The following is a 16,470-nucleotide window of genomic DNA, read 5'->3' on the forward strand; positions in this document are numbered from 1 at the left end:
TGCGGCCGAGTCGATCGAACAGAGCAAGGAGGAACTGCACGCCGCGCTGACGCAGCTCGACCAGACGCTGGCCCAGGCGTTGCCGGACGACACCGGCGCGGTCCGGCTCGATGACGACGACAAGCTCGTCATCCCGCCGCTGTCGGCCGAAGACGTGCCAGGCGAGGCCAAGGAGCTGAGGGCGGAGCCGGCCGGGATGCTGCCGTTCGCGCCGATCGCCTCCCTGCTGATCGAGCTTGACGTGCGCACGCACTTTCTGGACTGCTTCACTCACGCCGGCGGCCGTAACCAGGCCCGCTCGGCCGATCTCAAGCGCAATATCCTCAGCGTGCTCATCGCCAACGCCACGAATCCGGGGTTGTCCAGGATGGCGGAGGCCTGCGGCATCGGCTATGACGTGCTGCGCTGGACGCAGGAGTGGTACGTGCGGGAGGAGACGCTGCGCGAGGCCAACACCTGCATCATCAACCACCACCATGGGCTGGATCTGTCGAAGGTGTTCGGCGGCGGCACCATGTCGAGCTCGGACGGGCAGCGCTTCCCGGTCCGCGGTAAGAGCACGACCGCCCGGGACATGACCATCCACGGCGGCCAGGTGCTGTCGTCCTACACGCACGTGTCCGACCAGCACTCCACGTTCGGCACGAAAATCATCGTGCCGAACGCCCGCGAGGCGCACTTCGTGCTGGACGACTTCCTGGGCAACGCCACCGATCTGCCCCTGTTCGAACACGCGACCGATACCCACGGCGCCACGTTGATCAACTTTGCCCTGTTCGACCTGGTGGGCAAGCTGCTCTCCCCGCGCATCCGCGACCTCGGCAAGATCACCCTGATCCGGGACGACACCCCCACCGAAGTGGTCAAGCGCTATCCCCACGCGGGCCCGCTGCTGGGCGCCCGCTGGAACGAAGACCTCATCACCGAGTGCTGGCCCGACCTGCTGCGCATGGCCGGGTCGCTGGAGTACGGGCAGGCCACCGCCTCGCTGGTGGTGGGCAAGTGGTCGGCCGCCTCCCGGCAGAACACCCTGGCCGCGGCACTGAAGGAGTGGGGCATGCTGCGCCGCACGCTGCACGCGGCGAAGTATCTGTCGGACCCGGCCTACCGCAGGAAGATCGCCCGGCAGCTGAACAAGGGCGAGAGCCTGCACGCGCTGCGCCGGGACCTGCACTACGCCCACCAGGGCGCCATCACCAAGCCGGCCTTGGCTGACCAGACGGACCAGGCATGGTGTTTGAGCGTTTTGACCAACTCTGTCATCGCGTGGACGACGGAGTACTACTCGCTGGCCGTACGGCAGCTGCGGGCGGCCGGCCGGGACATTCCCGACGAGCTGCTGGCCCACATCTCCCCAGCACACAGCGAGAACGTCAACTTCTTCGGCGTAATCACCGTCGACGTGGAGGCCGAGCTGGCCAAGCTGGACGGCGGCGGCTGGCGGCCGTTGAGGACCGCCCAGCTGCGGGAGCTGGGACTGGCGCCCTGAACCGCAGGGACGACAATGGTGATGGCACGCGTGAGGGGCGGGCCGTCACCATCGACGTGCGGTTATGCCTCACTGATGGTGGTGCTGGTGTCTGATGTCGCGGGATTCGCCGGCCCAGAGGAGGCGAACGGCTGTGCCGTCTTCTGGTGTTTCTGGTCAGCATCTGCCCGCAGGGCTTGGTGGCGGATGCGCAGGCTTACCAGCCCGGTCACGGCCAGGCCGGCCAGGCCCAGCGCCATGCCGATCCAGGCCGGTGCCGCGTATCCGTGCCCGGCCTCGATAGTGAGTCCGGCGAGCAGGGAGCCGAGGGTGTTGGCCAGGTTGAATGCACCGATGTTGGCCGCCGAGGCCAGGGCGGGCGCTTGTGAGGCGCTGTCGAGCATCCACGTCTGCAATGGCGGGATTGTCGCGAAAGCGGCCACCCCGAACAGGACGATCGCGGCGATGAAGGCCGGTTGGTTGTCCGCCGCCACGGCGACGATCGCCGATAGGGCGGTGAGGGTGCCGACGGAGATGTAGACCGCGGGTAGCACGGCCCGGTCGGCCAGGCGGCCGCCGAGAAGGTTACCCGCGACCAGGCCGACTCCGAGCAGCCCCATGACCACGGGCACCGTTCCCGGGGAGAAACCGCCCACGTCGGTCATCATCGGCGCGATGAAGGTGATCACCGTGAAGACGGGCGCGAATCCGAACACGGTCATGGTCAGCGCGAGCCACACGCCGCCCTGCCGGAAGATGCTCAGCTCGCGCAGGAGGCTCTGCTCTTGGGGGCGAGGGCGGGAAGGGACCAGCGCCGCCACCCCCGCAAGGCCGACCACCGCGACGGCGACGACGGCCCAGAAGGTGGCGCGCCAGCCGAACGCCTGCCCGATCGCGGTGCCGGCGGGCACGCCGAGGACGTTCGCCATACTCAGGCCGGAGAACATCACCGACAGCGCGCTGGCGCGCTTGGCCGGTTTCACCAGGTCGGCCGCGACGACGGCGCCGACGCCGAAGAAGGCGCCGTGGGAGAAGGCCGCGGCGATCCGCCCGGCCATCAGCACGCCGTAGGAGGGCGCCAGCGCTGAGAGGATGTTCCCGGCCAGGAAGAGGATCATCAGGGCGAGCAGCATGGTCTTGCGGGGCAGGCGCGCCCCCGCCATGGTGAGCAGGGGCGCGCCGATGACCACGCCGGCTGCGTATCCTGAGACCAGCAGCCCGGCGGCCGGAATGCTGACGTCGAAGTCGGCGGCCAGCTCGGGCAGCAGGCCGTTGATGATGAATTCGGTGGTTCCGATGCCGAATGCGCTGATCGCAAGGGCGAGCAGGGCCACGGGCATGAGGGGCTCCTGTCAGCAAAAAGAGAGAGGTCAGCGCGGGTAGGCGCCGCCGTCCAGGCTCAGCACTTGGTTGGTGAGATATCCGTTGCGCAGGACGGCCAGCGCTAGGTCGGCGACCTCCTGGGGTTGGCCGAACCGGCCGACGGGCAGTGCGCGGGGATCGGCGTTGCCAGGCAGCATGCGGGTGTCGGCGATCAGAGCGGGCGCCAGGGCGTTGACCGTCACGCCGCGGGAGGCGACGCGGGCGGCCAGGAAGTGGGTCAGGCCGTGCAGTCCAGCCTTGGAGGCGGCGTAGTCCGCGCCGATGATGCCGCCGGTGAAGGCGGCGACCGAGGACATGAACAGCACGCGCCCGTACCCGCGTGCGGCCATGCCCGGCAGGGCGTGCTGGGCCAGCAGGAAGGGGGTGCGCAGGTTAACCGCGAGCGTGCGGTCCCACGCCTGGAGTTCGAGCGTGGTGTAGTCCTGCTGGAGCGCATGGCCTGCGTTGGGGATCAGGATGTCCACGGGGCCGCCGAGCGCGTCGGCGGCCTCATTCAGCAGTCTGGCCGGCACGTGAGGGTCGGCGAGGTCGCCGGCGAGCGCGACCGCGTCGACCCTCGCGTTCTGGGCCTGGGCGACCAACGCGTGGGCCGGGTTGGAGTGTGAACCGTAGACGAAGGCGGTCTTTACGCCGGAGGCGATGAGGCGCTGGCCTAGTGCCTGGCCGATGCCGCCTGATGCCCCGGTGAGCAAGGCCACCCTGCCGGACAGGTCGTGATCGGTCATCTCCCGCCCTTTCCGGTGCACGCCGCGGTTGTACGGATGGTCGGGGGATCAAAGGTCTGCCGGGTGGCCTCCTCGCCGAAGGCATGGGACGAGATCCGCTCGTACGGGCTGATGACCGCCGGGCGGAATCCCGCCGTCCACGTCGGGATCGTCATGCCCGTGCCAGAGTGAAGCCGATGCCTGCGCCCATCCCCAGCCCGTACGCGAGCTGAATCAGCAGTTCCACGGCCGGCTCCAGGTAGCGGGCGTTGGCCAGCGGGCCGGCGTCCACGGCGTCGAAGCCGAGCTGCGTGCCCAACTCCAGCACGGTCTTCCTGGCGGCCTCATCGTCGGAGGCCACCGGCAAAAACAGGCCGGGGGTGTCCAGGGTGGCGGCGAACACGGTATTGAAGGCCTTGACCACCCGGGCGCCGGGCAGTGTGGCGGCGACCTGCTCACCCGCCGAGGTGGTGTGCCCGATGGTCAGCGACATGAAGTCGGCCGCCAGCGGGTTGGTGACATCGATCACGACCTTGTCCGCCAGGGCGGTCTTGATCTTGGCGTCGAGCTGGGCGATGGCGGGGAACGGCACGGCCAGCACGGTGACGTCGGCCTCGGCGACCTGCGCCGCGACCTGGTCCGGAGCGGTGGAAGAGTTCGCCGTGGTGACCGCGTGCCCGGCCGTGGCAAGACGGCGCTCCAACGCGGAGCCGACGTTGCCCTTGCCGATGATGCTGATCTTCATGAGTGGCCCTTTCCGAGATGTGAGGCGCGTCGATACACGACACGAAATGCGTCGAATTCGACGCATCGGCGCAACGGAGTCGATCGTACGGATGCGTCGAATTCGACGCAACTCCGGTAGGCTCCTCACATGAGCGAACCGCGGTGGTTGAACGAGACGCAGATGCGCGCCTGGACCGGCTTCCTGGAAACCTCCGGCCTGATCCAGCGCCATGTCGAACGCCAACTTCGAGACGACGCCGGCCTCACCATGATCCAGTACGAGATCCTGCACTGGGCCAACGAGTGCGCCCCCCAACGCCGGTGCATCACCGAGCTCGCCGACCTGATGATCACCTCGCGCAGCGGCCTGAGCTACCAGGTGGCCCAGCTGGAGAAGGCCGGCCTGCTACGCCGCGAAACCGACACCAACGACGAACGCAGGGCCATGGTCGTCATCACCGAAGACGGCCAGCGACTCCTCGAGAAGACCGCGCCCGGACATGTGGAGGCGGTCCGCGACGGCCTGATCGACCTCCTGATCGACGAGGAGATCGCCCAACTCGCCGACATCATGGACGGTGTGCGCACCCGGCTGCGTCCCCGTGTACTGCCGACCGCCTCCCGCAAAAGGGCCACCTGATCGGCACGCCGACCCGCGGCTCTCTCGCGCAGTCCCACCCAGGAACACCCGTCCCACCCAGGACCGCTCGGCAGCGTGACACAGAATGTGAATTATCTGTCACACTGGCTGCCGCCGGGTCACCTTCGCCCAGCTCGGCGCCCGCCGCCGCGCAGGCGACTCGGCTACATTATGTGTCACATCGCCTTTCGGGAGGCGGCTCCGTGTCCATCGTGGCGTTCCCCGGCCAGCCCGACCTTGCGACCGCCAGCGTGACGGTCACGGCTGCGGTCGAGCGTTTCCTCGACTCCCTCGCTGCGGCCACCACCCGCGCCGGCTACGCCGAGACCCTCACCCGGCTGACCGCGGCCACCGGCCCGCACCATCCGGTCGCCGTCCTGCAGCCCGAGCACTACGCCGCGGTGATGGACCACTGGAACGCCGCGGCCGCCGCGACCTGGAACCGGCACCTATCCGCGCTGACCTCGTTCACCGCCTGGGCCCAGCGCCAGGAACTGCTGGCCACCAACCCGGCCCGGCTGCTGCCCCGCCTGCTGACCGGCCGCACGACCGGACCGGTCTTCCTGACCGACCGGCGCGCCCCCACCTCTGGACGCCGAACGCCGACAGCCGCCGACATCTGCCCCGTCACCGGGCGAGGCCGACTGTCCTACCCGCGCGCCGAGTACCTGTTCAAGACCACCTCCGCAAAGCTCGACCCGCACCGGCAAGGGTGGACCTTGCACCAGCTCCGCCACTCGGCGCTGCAGCACCTCGCCCAAGCCGGCCGAACAGCGCCCGAACTGCAGGCCAAGAGCCGCCACCAGCATCTGGCCAGCCTCGGCCGCTACGTGCGACTCGGTGAAGAGACCTCCGCCCGCATCACCGCCGAAGCCGACCCCGTCCAGCGTCGCCGTACCCGCTGACCCCCACATCACCCGGTAGACCACCGCATCACGAGCCGTCCCGCACCAGCGGCACCTGATCATCGTCGGGGTCAGGCTCGACTCGATACCCAGCCTTCACCAGATCGACCCGATACCGCGTAAGCTCCGGCGCGGAACCTCGGCCTCGACGGCGCACGCGACAAGGAACGGCGCCCCGTCGTCCCCGCCCTCGACAAACCCGTCATGGCGTTCGCTGAATTCCCGCCGTTCCGCCTTGCGCAGCACCGTCCGGATGACCTCAGCGTCCCGATCCCGCGCGGTCCACAGCGGCCGACCGCTCGCGCCGTACCCAAACTCCGGCTTGTCGCTCATGGCCCACACGGTAAGTGAATCGAGACTGCAGTCACTTGGGCATGCATCGTCGCAGGTCAGGCAAATCCATTGGAAATTTCCCCAGGACTACAGCGAGGCCAGGGTGGGGTCGGGTTGTGGGCCCACGGTGTTCCCGGCGGGGTGCTCCGGGCTCAGGGGGTCAGGGCGTTGAGGCGGAGGCGGATGATGGTGGCGGTGGCCGGTCCCGCTTCCCAGTTACCGTCCAGCGGGGTGATGGTGACGTTGCCCGCGGCCAGCAGGGTGCGGTCGGCGTCGGTCACCGGGTCGGGGGCGGTGGCCGGCAGGGGCAGGATGCGGTAGCAGGTGGCGCACGCGGCGGAGTCGAGGGTGTAGTCGGTGGAGAACGGCAGCGAGGTTCCCAGCTTGGCGACGGTGACCTTGCCGTTGGGGGTGACGGGGTAGTTGACGTTCAGCGCGGTGCGGGCGGGCAGGACGGCGCCGCGTGAGGTCGCCGCCAGCCGGTCGACGAGTTTGACGGCGAAGGCGATCGACTGGTCGGCGCTGGGGAAGGAGCCGCCGCTCCTGGCGACGCTGACCGCTACGGCGGGGATGCCGCCGGTGATGGCGGTGATCGTCGCGGCGACGGTGCCGGAGTAGTTGGCGGTCGCGGCGACGTTCTCACCCGGGTTGGGGCCCGAGACCACCAGGTCCGGCGGGTTGCCGGCGAACACGACGCGCGTCCCGAACGCGACCGCGTCGCTGGGGCTGCCCCCGACGGCCCAGACGCCGGGCTCCTTCTGGGTGGCCTGCAGCGTGGTGCCGAACTTGGCGTTGATCGCCGTGCCGGTGATGCTGACGTCGCTGTCGGGGGCGACGACCGTCACCTCGTGGCCCGCCTCGATCAGCTTCTGGCGCAGTCCTTGCAGGTAGGCGGAGGTGTAGCCGTCGTCGTTGGTGAGCAGGATGCGCAGGTGGCGCGGCTCGTGCGCCTGGGCCGGGGCGGGGTTCGCCACTCCCAGAAAGGCGAGTAATAGCACAGGGATGAGGGCGATGCGCTTGAACACGGTCTGTCTCCTTGCCGGCTCTTACCTTCGCGCCCGACGCGGCCGCGGTGGCTGAGCGGCCTGATCTCGCTGGGCCGGTGTGTCCGCGGTGACGCTCGGGATGGGGTGACGCTTCGGAATGTAAGAGCCGGCGCGGCGGCGGGGGAAGATCGTGCGACCCCAGATGAACCCCTGATTAACGGGTGAGGCGGTTCATGCCGGGCGGACGGGCTGGCGCAGCAGTGTGCGCGGGTCGGGGTCGTCGAACGCCGTCAGGTACACCTCGTGGTGCGGCCCGTTGGCCACCAGGCCGTGCTCGTCCATGTACTCCTCCATCACCTTCAGGGTCGCGGGTTCCTCGCTGTAGGGGCCGTGGTGCAGCATCTGCACGCACTGTCCCTCGGTGAAGACGGCCACCCGTACGCGGTCGACGGCCGCGCCGCTCGCGCGTACGGACTCGCGGGCCTGTTCCAGGCGTCCGGGCTCGGGGGTGGCGGGCAGGGGCAGCAGCAGGTGCCAGCGCCACTGCTCGCGCGGCACCTGCAGCCCCGGGCGTTCGTCCTCCACCCACCACAGGCCTTCCAGCGGCCCGGCGGGGCCGCCCATCGCGCCGGCGACGGCGTGCAGGGCGCCGATCGCGGACAGGTGCTCGGCTCCGCCTGGCTCGCCCAGGCCGGTGACGTTCAGGCAGGTGACGGGGCCTTGGGTGATCAGTTCGGCGCTCATGGCTCGTCCTCCAAAGGGATCATCAGGTGGGTGATCAGCTGGTCGGGCGGGGTGTGGGCCGGGTCGGACACGTACACCTCGCGGATCGGGCCGCGCATGGGGTGGCGGCGTTCGGCGCACCAGGCCAGGACGGCGTGGGCGGTCAGGGAGATCTGGTCGTAGGGGCCGAGGTGGGTGGCGGCGGCGAAGGTACCGCCGGGCAGCACGTCCACCTGTGCTCCCCCGCCGGTGTGCCGGCCGTCTGCCAGGACGAGCGCGGCGGTCACGTCGAAGTCGTCGGTCAGGTCGACGGGGAACAGGCCGATCAAGTGCGGGCCGCCGCCCGCCGCTCCCCTGCCGGGCAGTGCTGGGGGCGTGTGGGTGTCGGTGTCGGATCGGGTCGCCGGCTCGTACAGCAGGCCGGCTGTCAGGCGTGTCATCGCGGCGGTGGTGGCGCGGGCGATGTCGGCCGGGCCGGTGGCGCGTTCGCGCACGAGTGCGACGCGGTGGGCCGGTTCGGTGACGATGCGGACCTGGGTGGCGGGCAGGCCGTCGGCTATGACGCGTTCCAGGGAGGCCAGTGTGCGCCGCCGCCGGGCCAGTTCGGCCTCCAGTGTGTCGTGTACGGACTCCAGGGCGCCTTCGGTGCCGGCCAGGACCTGGCCGACGACCGGCAGCGGCACGTCGAGGGAGCGCAGCAGCCCGATCGACATCGCCGCGCGGGCCTGGGCGGCGCGGTAGTAGCGGTAGCCGGTGGCGGTGTCCACGCAGGCGGGCCGCAGCAGCCCGATCTCGTCGTAGTGCCGCAGCTGCTTGACGCTCAGGCGGGTGAGCCGGGCGAACTGTCCGATCGGCAGGAGGTCGTCGTCCACGTCCCCCAGCATGGGGCCTCCGGCTGTGGGAGAGTCCAGCCCGGGCTTGTGCCTGACGTAACGTGAGGGTTCATGGTGGGGGTCATGAGCTTTTCCGTGGGGCAGGTGTCCAGGCTGGCCGGTGTCACCGTGCGGACGCTGCATCACTATGACGACATCGGCCTGCTCAGTCCGGGTGAGCGGACGGCGGCCGGTTACCGGCGTTACACCGAGGCGGATCTGGTCAGGCTGCAGCAGGTGCTGCTGTATCGGGAGCTGGGTTTCGCGCTGGAGGAGGCGGCCGTCATTCTGGACGAGCCGCGTGCCGATGAGCTGACGCATCTGCGCCGCCGGCATGAGTTGCTGGTGCGTAGGTCCGAGCGGCTGAGTGAGGTGATCGCCGCGGTGGAGCGGGCGATGCAGGCTCATACGATGAGCGTCGCGCTGAGTCCGGCCGAACGGCTGGAGGTGTTCGGCGGTTTCCGGCCGGAGGTTCACGAGGCGGAGGTTCACGAGGCGGAGGTGGAGCGGCGCTGGGGCGGCGGTGAGCGGTATGAGCAGAGCCGGCGCCGCGTCGCCGCCTACACCGAAGCCGACTGGGTGCGGCTCAAGGCCGAGGCGGCGGCGGTCGTGGAGGATCTGGCGGCGGTGTTCAAGGCGGGCCTGCCGGCGGACGGCGAGGAGGCGATGGACGTGGCCGATTTCCGCTCGGCCATCGCCGCCAACGCCCGCCGCTGAAGGCCGGTGGCGGGGCTCAGCCCGAGCTCGCTCTCGGGCGGCCCTTGCGGCGGATCTTGATGTCGCGCATGTCCGTGACCGCGACGCGCAGCACGTGGTACGGGTGTCCGTGGGCGTCCAGGGCGGCCATCGCGGCCGCGGTGGCCTCGTGCTCGCCGTCGTCGGGGCCCGCGGGGATCTGGCAGCGGAAGGTGAAGGCCGACACGCTCTGGTCGTGGGTGAAGGTTCCGGCCTCGGTGAAGGCGGCGCCTGCCGCGGCCCGTACGGCCTCACGCGTGGCCTCGTCCAGGCCCTGGAAGGTGCCGCGGATCGTCACTCTGAACATGGGTCAGTCCTTACGTGTGGCGTAGGTACGAAGACGGTCTCCGAGCAGGTCCTCGTAGACGTCGATGAGTTCCAGCACGGCCGCGGCGATGGCGTCGGGGCTCTGTCCTGCCGCGGTCCGTTTGCCGATCTCGGCGTAGACCAGCGCGTGGAAGCCGCCGATGTGCCAGGCCACCATGGCGGGCAGGGGGTCGCCGGGCGCGGCGCCGCTCTCCTCGGCCAGGACGGCGGCCAGTTCGTCGGTCATCTGCCGGCCGAGGTCGCCCAGGCGGGCGGTGAGGGTGGGGGCGGCGCTCATCATGTCGAAGACGCGGCCGAAGCCGTCGGTCAGGCCGAGCTTGCGTTCGCGCCGCCGTACCTCCTGGCGCAGGTGTTCCAGGACGGCGGGGACGGCGGCCTGGCCGGCGGGGCGGTGGCGCACGATGTCGGCCAGGCGCTGGGGTGAGGCCTCCTCGGGCGGCAGGACGAGGTCTTCCTTGGTCTGGAAGTAGTTGTAGACGGTGTTGACGGACACCTCGGCCGCCGCGGCGACTTCGGCGATGGTGACGTGGTCGAAGCCGCGTTCGACGAACAGGGCGGTGGCCACGTCGCGGATGCGGTGGCGGGTCTGCTGCTTCTTGCGTTCCCGCAAGCCCTCGGTCATGCCGAATAGCTTAACTCAACTCCAAACTTTAAGTCGATTGCAATTTTGGAGTGGAGTGTGGTTCTATCGGCGGCATGCCTGAACCAGCCATCCACGTCCGGGGCCTGGCCCGTACCTTCACCCTGGCCAAAGGCCCCGTCCACGCCGTACGCGGCATCGACCTGACCGTGCGGCGCGGCGAGATCCTCGGCTTCCTCGGCCCGAACGGCGCCGGCAAGACCACCACCGTCCGCATGCTCACCACCCTCCTGCCGCCCAGCGGCGGCCACGCCGAGGTGGCCGGGCACGACCTGCTCGCCGACCCCGCCGGGGTTCGCCGCCGCATCGGCTACGTCGCCCAGTCCGGCGGCCTCGACCCCGGCTGCGGCGTACGCGAGGAGCTCATCACCCAGGGCCGGCTGCACCGCCTGACCAAAAGCCAGGCCGGCGAGCGGGCCGAGGAGCTGGCCCGCGACCTGGCTCTGGTGGAGCTGATGGACCGGCCGAGCGCCGCCCTGTCCGGTGGCCAGCGCCGCCGGCTGGAGATCGCGCTCGGCCTGGTCAACCGGCCGCAGGTGCTCTTCCTCGACGAGCCGAGCACCGGCCTGGACCCCGGTAGCCGCGCCGAGCTGTGGGAGCTGGTGCGCCGCATCCGCGCCGAGCACGGCACGACGGTCTTCCTGACCACCCACTACCTCGACGAGGCCGACGCGCTCGCCGACCGCATCGTCGTCGTGGACGCCGGAGCGGTCGTCGCCGAAGGCACCCCCGCCGAGCTCAAGTCCCGCCACACCGGCGATCCGGCCGCCAGCCTGCAGGAGGCCTTCCTGGCCATCACCGGCCGCACCACCGCCGGCGAACCCCTGTCCATCTAGTAGACCCACAGGAATACGGACCCCTCATGACCCTCCTCGCCGACACCGGCATCATCTTCGGCCGCTACCTGCGCGCCACGCTGCGCTCCACGACCAGCCTGTGGTTCGGCATGCTGCAACCGCTGCTGTTCCTGGCGCTGTTCGGCCCGCTGCTGACCAGGCTCGACCTCGGCGTGGGCGGATCGTCCTGGCAGGCGCTGGTGCCCGGCGTGCTGGTGCAGCTCGCCCTGCTCGGCGGCTCGTTCGTCGGGCTCGGCCTGCTGATGGACCGCAACCTCGGCGTCATCGACCGCATGCGCGTCACCCCCGTCCACCCGCTGGCCCTGCTGCTGGGCCGCACGCTGCGCGACGTCGTGCAACTGCTGGCCCAGTCGATTCTGCTCGTCGGGCTCGGCCTGGCCTTCGGGCTGCGCGCCCCGCTGGCCGGGATCGTGCTGGGCCTGGCCTTCGTGGCCGTCCTGGCCGCCGCCCTGTCGGCCCTGTCCTACGGGCTGGCCATGAACGTCGCCACGCCGCCGGAGTTCGCGGCCATCGCCAACACCGCCGGCATGCCGCTCATGCTGCTGTCGGGCCTGCTGCTGCCGATGAGCCTGGCGCCGGGCTGGCTCGACGCCGCCTCCCGCGTGGTGCCCCTGCGCTACACCGTCGACGCGGTACGGCAGGTCTTCCAGGGCCACTACGCCAACGCCACGGTCCTGACCGGCGCCGCCGTCACCGTGGCCCTGGCGGCCGTGTGCGTGTTCGGCGGCGCCCGCCTGTTCGGCCGTAGGCGGGCCTGAGCGGCGCTCAGGCGCCCAGGCCGAGAGCCGCCGCCGTCACCGCCCGGGCGCGGCGCGGCTCCAGCAGCAGATCCACCGAGTCCGACAGCTGGTCCACGCACCCCACCACCGGCAACCCCTTGATCACCGGGTCCGACACCGATCCCAGCAGCGCCTGGACGAACCGGTCGCCGCCGATGACGCGGAAGGGCCGGTCGTGGAAGTCCCGTACCCGCTCATCCAGCGGCTCGGCCAGCGCCACCCGGTTCTGCAGCGCCGCCAGCCGCCCATAGGCGGCAGCCAGCCCGTCCTCCCGCTCCCGCCATGACCGGGCGGCCACCGCCAGTCCCAGCGACTCCCCCAGCTCCGTCGAGCCGGGCATCCGCGCCAGGGCGCTGCCCAGCCATTTGGCGTAGGGCGGGTAGCGGCGGCGCAGCAGCAGCGCCAGCCGCATCACCTCCCGGCTCAGCCGTGCCCCCACGACGGCCGAGCCGAGCTCATCCCCCACCTCTCCCGACCGGCCGGGGAACGGCTCCTCCTGGGCGATGCGCCGCCACTGGCACGCCAATACGTACCGCCACACATCGCCCGGATACCAGCGCAGCGCCGCCCGGGCCTCCTCCAGCCCGCCCAGCCCGTCATGGAACACCTCCCCCAGCGTCACCTCCGCCAGGCTCTGCCACGGCACCGACAGCCAGTCCAGCAGCGACACCCCGCGCCGCGGGTCGAACCCGAGCCGCTCCACCAGCCACGCCTCCAGATCGGCGACCACCACGCCCGGCCGCCGGGCACCGTGGTAGTCGAACACCGTCTCCAGTCCCCGAAACCGCTCGGGCAGCCCGGCCAGCACCTGCGCCTCCACCTGCGCCACCCGCTCCGGCTCCACGAACACCAGCACCCGCGGGCCCCAGTCGTGATCGGCGGAGCGGCCCGTGTCGAAGGCCAGCACCTCCGAGCCCGGCCCGATCAGCGCGGCGCTGTGCGGCACCCGCTCCACCAGCGGCGCCACCACCTCGGCATAAAAGTCTCGGGACAACTCGATACCAGGAACAAAATCGGACATCACACTGTCAACTGTGCCTGACGGCCTGCCGAACCTCATCCGATTTTCCGGCCACCCCGAATCCCGGCCCGGACGCCGCCTAGGGATAGCCCTGAGACCGCCACCGATGCGCCCCGCACCCGGCCCCGCTTACGTGGAAACGTCAGAATCCGTTCCCGCCAAAAGGGCTCAGCCATGGCATATCGCTGCTCCTTCGTCCCGCCCCACGTCCTCGACCACATCGCCAAGGTCCAGGCACAGCAGAGCGCCGAACCCTCACCCGCCCAGCGCTCAGCCGTCGTCTCCGCCCAGTTCCGCCGCGGCCGGCGCAGCACCGACGCCCTCCCCCTGGCCCAGCAGCGCATGACCGCCGAACCCGAAAGCGTCCCGCCGGGGCTCACCGTCCCCAAACCCGGCACCGGCGGACGCCTCGTCTACGACGACCTCAACCAGTGGACCTTCGACGTCACCTTCATCCGCGGCGAAGGAGACCCCGCCGTCGCCGCCCAGAACGCCAACGACGCCTACGACCGCCTCGGCACGGTACGCACCTACTACAAGGACCGGCTCGGCCGCGAGTCCATCGACAACGCCGGGCTCAACCTCGTCGCCAACGTCAACTTCGGCATCGCCTTCGACAACGCCTTCTGGGACGACTCGGGCCTGCGCATGGTGTTCGGCAACGGCAGCGGCCAGGTCTTCAAGGACCTGACCGCCAGCATGGACGTGTGCGCCCACGAGCTCACCCACGGCGTCACCCAGTTCAGCGCCAACCTCAACTACACCAACGACCAGAGCGGCGCCCTGAACGAATCCTTCAGCGACATGCTCGGCACCGCCATCGACGCCTACGCGGGCGGCCAGGACGCCCACACCCACAACTGGCTCATCGGCGACGAGATCATGGCCGACGACCTGTACGGCGAGGCGCTGCGCAACATGGCCGAACCCGGCACCGCCTTCGACAACCCTCTGATGGGCCGCGACCCGCAACCTCGCGACATGTCCGGCTACTTCGAACCCGCCGACCCGCACATCATGTCCGGCATCACCAACCGCTGGTTCTACCTCATCAGCCAGGACCTCGGCCTCGACGCCGCCACCGTGATCATGTACCAGACGCTGCAGAACCTGTGGCCCAACGCCAAGTTCGCCGACGCCGCCACCGTCGCCGTCGCCCAGGCCCGCATCCTGGCCCGCGCCGGCCTCGTCCCCCGCCAGTCCCCTCAGACCGTCCGCAGCGCCGCCAGGCAGCAGGGATTCTGGTAACCCTCTGTGCGCGGGTCCGGCGACAAGGCTTGCCGCGAGGGTTGCGCGGCCAAGCCCGCCCGGACCCGTGCGGAGCCCCGTACCGTGGGGTGAACAGCCAGCCGGAAGGACGCAGATGCGTGTCACGCTCGAAACCAGCGGCGGCTTCACCGGCCTGCGCCGTACCGCCACCCTCGACACCGACCTGGACGAGGCCGTCGACGACCTGCTGCGGCACCTCGGCTCCGGCGCGGCCACCGAGCCGCCCGGATCGTCCCAGCCCCGCTACCGGCTGACCGTCCACCGCCCCACCGGCGACCAGGTCACCGAGCTGACCGAGTCCGAGGTGCCCGCCGCCCTGCGCCCCCTGCTCACCGAACTGCTCCGCCACGCCCGCCCATAAGGGCGCAAAACCCGCCGTTCCCGTACGGCAGCGGCCCCCTCGACAGGCCCGCTCTACACCACCTGCGAGGCCATGAGCGCGCGGCGCCGGTAGCCGATCCGCTCGTACACCCCGATCGCCGCCCGGTTGCCCTCATCCCACCATCAGCGCCGCCCGGCCCCTCCCACCAGGTCGGCCTCACCCACCGGCCGATACGAGGGCCCCATCTCGCTCAGCGCGTGCCGTACCAGCCGCGTCGCGCATGCCGCGACAGCTCGGCGATCACAGAATCGAGCCCGGCTGGTAGGCCGCCGCCTCCGGATGGGCTGCCACGATCTCGCCCACCGACCGCGACACCGCCGCCACCTGCTCGGCCGCCGCGCCGGTGAACGACACCCGGTCGGTCAGCAGCGCCGCCAGAGCGTCACGGTCCAGCGGGAAACGCTCATCGGCCGCCAGCCGGTCGAGAAGTTCGTTGGCCGCGCCGCGCGAGCGCATCGCCAGCGCCGAAGCCACGGCGTGCTCCTTGATCAGCTCGTGTGCCCGCTCCCGGCCCACCCCGGCGCGGACCGCCGCCATGAGCATCTTCGTCGTGGCCAGGAACGGCAGGTAGCGGTCCAGCTCCGCCGAGATCACCGCCGGGAACGCGCCGAACTCGTCCAGGACCGTCAGCATCGTCTCCACCAGCCCGTCGAAGGCGAAGAAGGCGTCCGGCAGCGCCACCCGGCGTACCACCGAGCACGACACATCGCCCTCGTTCCACTGATCGCCGGCCAGCTCGGCCACCATCGAGGCGTAACCGCGCAGCACCACCGTCAGGCCGTTCACCCGTTCGCAGGAGCGGGTGTTCATCTTGTGCGGCATCGCCGACGAGCCGACCTGCCCCTCCTTGAACCCCTCCGTCACCAGCTCGTGCCCGGCCATCAGCCGGATCGTCTTGGCCAGCGACGACGGCGAGGCCGCCAGCTGTACCAGCGCCGAGACGACCTCGAAGTCCAGCGAGCGCGGGTACACCTGGCCCACGCTGGTGAAACGCCGCTCGAACCCCAGGTGCGCGGCCACCCGGCCCTCCAGCTCCGCCAGCTTCGCGCGGTCGCCGTCCAGCAGGTCCAGCATGTCCTGGGCGGTGCCCACCGGTCCCTTGATGCCGCGCAGCGGGTAGCGGGCGATCAGCTCCTCCAGCCGGCCGAAGGCCACCAGCAGCTCATCGGCCGCCGAGGCGAACCGCTTGCCCAGCGTGGTGGCCTGCGCCGCCACGTTGTGCGAACGGCCCGCCACCACGGTCGCCTCATGCTCCTCGGCCAGCCGCGCCAGCCGGGCCAGCAACGCCACCACCCGGTCGCGTACCAGCAGGAGGCTGTCGCGTATCTGCAGCTGCTCGACGTTCTCGGTCAGGTCACGCGAGGTCATGCCCTTGTGGACCTGCTCGTGCCCGGCCAGCGCGTTGAACTCCTCGATGCGCGCCTTCACATCGTGGCGCGTCACCCGCTCCCGCGCGGCGATGGAGGCCAGATCGACCTGCTCGACCACTTTCTCGTAGTCGGCGACCGCCTCCTGCGGGACCGTGACCCCGAGCTCCGCCTGCGCCCGCAGCACCGCCAGCCACAGTCGCCGCTCGGCGACGACTTTGTACTCGGGGGACCACAACCGGGCCAGCTCCGCGGAGGCATAACGGGCGGCCAGGACATCAGGGATACGCGGCTTGGAAGTCACGTCGGACAAGTCTATTCACACAGCTCCGCCCGTACGGCACCAGGCCGTA

Annotated in this window: 20 protein-coding genes; 9 read left to right on the forward strand and 11 right to left on the reverse strand. The window is 70.5% G+C overall.

Annotation, left to right across the window (positions count from 1 at the left end):
• Positions 1 to 1,489, forward strand: a 1,489-nt coding sequence (locus ACGFJ2_RS47570) for a Tn3 family transposase (RefSeq protein WP_393479922.1), incomplete at its 5' end; no start/stop codon positions are given.
• Between the two features lie 62 nt (positions 1,490 to 1,551).
• Here the strand turns inward: ACGFJ2_RS47570 and ACGFJ2_RS47575 are convergent.
• Together ACGFJ2_RS47575 and ACGFJ2_RS47580 are read right to left on the reverse strand one after the other, a co-directional pair.
• On the reverse strand, positions 1,552 to 2,808 hold the full coding sequence (locus tag ACGFJ2_RS47575) for an MFS transporter (RefSeq protein ID WP_393479925.1): 1,257 nt from the start codon (positions 2,806 to 2,808) through the stop codon (positions 1,552 to 1,554).
• A 30-nt stretch (positions 2,809 to 2,838) separates the two neighbouring features.
• Positions 2,839 to 3,576: an SDR family NAD(P)-dependent oxidoreductase gene (locus tag ACGFJ2_RS47580; RefSeq protein WP_393479928.1), complete on the reverse strand. Its 738-nt coding sequence runs from the start codon at positions 3,574 to 3,576 to the stop codon at positions 2,839 to 2,841.
• Positions 3,577 to 3,612: 36 nt separating this feature from the next.
• On the opposite strand from ACGFJ2_RS47580, the gene ACGFJ2_RS47585 reads away from it, so the two are divergent.
• A complete protein-coding gene (locus ACGFJ2_RS47585; RefSeq protein ID WP_357961418.1) occupies positions 3,613 to 3,747 on the forward strand; it encodes a hypothetical protein in 135 nt (44 codons plus the stop codon).
• Here the strand turns inward: ACGFJ2_RS47585 and ACGFJ2_RS47590 are convergent.
• The gene (locus tag ACGFJ2_RS47590) at positions 3,728 to 4,300 is read right to left on the reverse strand and encodes an NADPH-dependent F420 reductase (RefSeq protein ID WP_393479932.1); all 573 of its coding nucleotides are present in this window, start codon (positions 4,298 to 4,300) and stop codon (positions 3,728 to 3,730) included. The two genes, ACGFJ2_RS47585 and ACGFJ2_RS47590, sit on opposite strands and share 20 nt — an antisense overlap.
• 129 nt (positions 4,301 to 4,429) lie before the next feature.
• Between ACGFJ2_RS47590 and ACGFJ2_RS47595 the strand changes: the two genes are divergently transcribed.
• Positions 4,430 to 4,921: a MarR family winged helix-turn-helix transcriptional regulator gene (locus ACGFJ2_RS47595; protein WP_393479934.1), complete on the forward strand. Its 492-nt coding sequence runs from the start codon at positions 4,430 to 4,432 to the stop codon at positions 4,919 to 4,921.
• Between the two features lie 203 nt (positions 4,922 to 5,124).
• Positions 5,125 to 5,826: a site-specific integrase gene (locus tag ACGFJ2_RS47600; RefSeq protein ID WP_393479936.1), complete on the forward strand. Its 702-nt coding sequence runs from the start codon at positions 5,125 to 5,127 to the stop codon at positions 5,824 to 5,826.
• A gap of 96 nt (positions 5,827 to 5,922) precedes the next feature.
• Here the strand turns inward: ACGFJ2_RS47600 and ACGFJ2_RS47605 are convergent, their stop codons facing one another.
• The 4 genes from ACGFJ2_RS47605 to ACGFJ2_RS47620 all read right to left on the reverse strand — a co-directional run bounded on the left by ACGFJ2_RS47605 (position 5,923) and on the right by ACGFJ2_RS47620 (position 8,740).
• Complete coding sequence (locus ACGFJ2_RS47605) at positions 5,923 to 6,159, reverse strand: hypothetical protein (RefSeq protein WP_357961408.1); 237 nt, start codon at positions 6,157 to 6,159, stop codon at positions 5,923 to 5,925.
• A 152-nt stretch (positions 6,160 to 6,311) separates the two neighbouring features.
• Positions 6,312 to 7,184, reverse strand: a complete 873-nt coding sequence (gene surE, locus ACGFJ2_RS47610) for a 5'/3'-nucleotidase SurE (protein ID WP_393479939.1) — start codon at positions 7,182 to 7,184, stop codon at positions 6,312 to 6,314.
• A gap of 192 nt (positions 7,185 to 7,376) precedes the next feature.
• On the reverse strand, positions 7,377 to 7,889 hold the full coding sequence (locus tag ACGFJ2_RS47615) for a GyrI-like domain-containing protein (protein ID WP_357956804.1): 513 nt from the start codon (positions 7,887 to 7,889) through the stop codon (positions 7,377 to 7,379).
• On the reverse strand, positions 7,886 to 8,740 hold the full coding sequence (locus ACGFJ2_RS47620) for a GyrI-like domain-containing protein (RefSeq protein WP_393479942.1): 855 nt from the start codon (positions 8,738 to 8,740) through the stop codon (positions 7,886 to 7,888). Before ACGFJ2_RS47620 ends, ACGFJ2_RS47615 begins: the two co-directional genes overlap by 4 nt.
• Before the next feature lie 84 nt (positions 8,741 to 8,824).
• Between ACGFJ2_RS47620 and ACGFJ2_RS47625 the strand changes: the two genes are divergently transcribed.
• Positions 8,825 to 9,457: a MerR family transcriptional regulator gene (locus tag ACGFJ2_RS47625; RefSeq protein ID WP_393479944.1), complete on the forward strand. Its 633-nt coding sequence runs from the start codon at positions 8,825 to 8,827 to the stop codon at positions 9,455 to 9,457.
• 16 nt (positions 9,458 to 9,473) lie between these two features.
• On the opposite strand, the gene ACGFJ2_RS47630 is transcribed toward ACGFJ2_RS47625, so the two are convergent.
• On the reverse strand, positions 9,474 to 9,782 hold the full coding sequence (locus tag ACGFJ2_RS47630; RefSeq protein WP_357956798.1) for a DUF6204 family protein: 309 nt from the start codon (positions 9,780 to 9,782) through the stop codon (positions 9,474 to 9,476).
• Between the two features lie 3 nt (positions 9,783 to 9,785).
• Positions 9,786 to 10,424: a TetR/AcrR family transcriptional regulator gene (locus tag ACGFJ2_RS47635; protein WP_357956796.1), complete on the reverse strand. Its 639-nt coding sequence runs from the start codon at positions 10,422 to 10,424 to the stop codon at positions 9,786 to 9,788.
• Between the two features lie 74 nt (positions 10,425 to 10,498).
• Between ACGFJ2_RS47635 and ACGFJ2_RS47640 the strand changes: the two genes are divergently transcribed.
• Both ACGFJ2_RS47640 and ACGFJ2_RS47645 read left to right on the forward strand, forming a co-directional pair.
• Positions 10,499 to 11,278 (forward strand): ATP-binding cassette domain-containing protein, encoded by a 780-nt coding sequence (locus ACGFJ2_RS47640; protein ID WP_357956794.1) that lies wholly within the window; start codon positions 10,499 to 10,501, stop codon positions 11,276 to 11,278.
• Positions 11,279 to 11,304: 26 nt separating this feature from the next.
• The gene (locus ACGFJ2_RS47645) at positions 11,305 to 12,057 is read left to right on the forward strand and encodes an ABC transporter permease (RefSeq protein ID WP_357956792.1); all 753 of its coding nucleotides are present in this window, start codon (positions 11,305 to 11,307) and stop codon (positions 12,055 to 12,057) included.
• 7 nt (positions 12,058 to 12,064) lie between these two features.
• Here ACGFJ2_RS47645 and ACGFJ2_RS47650 read toward each other — a convergent pair whose 3' ends face one another.
• Complete coding sequence (locus ACGFJ2_RS47650) at positions 12,065 to 13,099, reverse strand: DUF4037 domain-containing protein (protein WP_393479948.1); 1,035 nt, start codon at positions 13,097 to 13,099, stop codon at positions 12,065 to 12,067.
• A gap of 174 nt (positions 13,100 to 13,273) precedes the next feature.
• Between ACGFJ2_RS47650 and ACGFJ2_RS47655 the strand changes: the two genes are divergently transcribed.
• Both ACGFJ2_RS47655 and ACGFJ2_RS47660 read left to right on the forward strand, forming a co-directional pair.
• Entirely contained in the window at positions 13,274 to 14,347 is a 1,074-nt protein-coding gene (locus tag ACGFJ2_RS47655) for a M4 family metallopeptidase (protein ID WP_393479951.1), read from the forward strand.
• Between the two features lie 115 nt (positions 14,348 to 14,462).
• Positions 14,463 to 14,729, forward strand: a complete 267-nt coding sequence (locus tag ACGFJ2_RS47660) for a protealysin inhibitor emfourin (RefSeq protein ID WP_393479953.1) — start codon at positions 14,463 to 14,465, stop codon at positions 14,727 to 14,729.
• Positions 14,730 to 14,990: 261 nt separating this feature from the next.
• Here the strand turns inward: ACGFJ2_RS47660 and purB are convergent, their stop codons facing one another.
• Positions 14,991 to 16,421, reverse strand: a complete 1,431-nt coding sequence (purB, locus tag ACGFJ2_RS47665; RefSeq protein WP_357956784.1) for an adenylosuccinate lyase — start codon at positions 16,419 to 16,421, stop codon at positions 14,991 to 14,993.
• Positions 16,422 to 16,470 lie beyond the last annotated feature (49 nt).

Origin of the sequence: Nonomuraea sp. NPDC049028 (assembly GCF_043197735.1) — a bacterium.
Taxonomy (GTDB): Bacteria; Actinomycetota; Actinomycetes; order Streptosporangiales; family Streptosporangiaceae; genus Nonomuraea.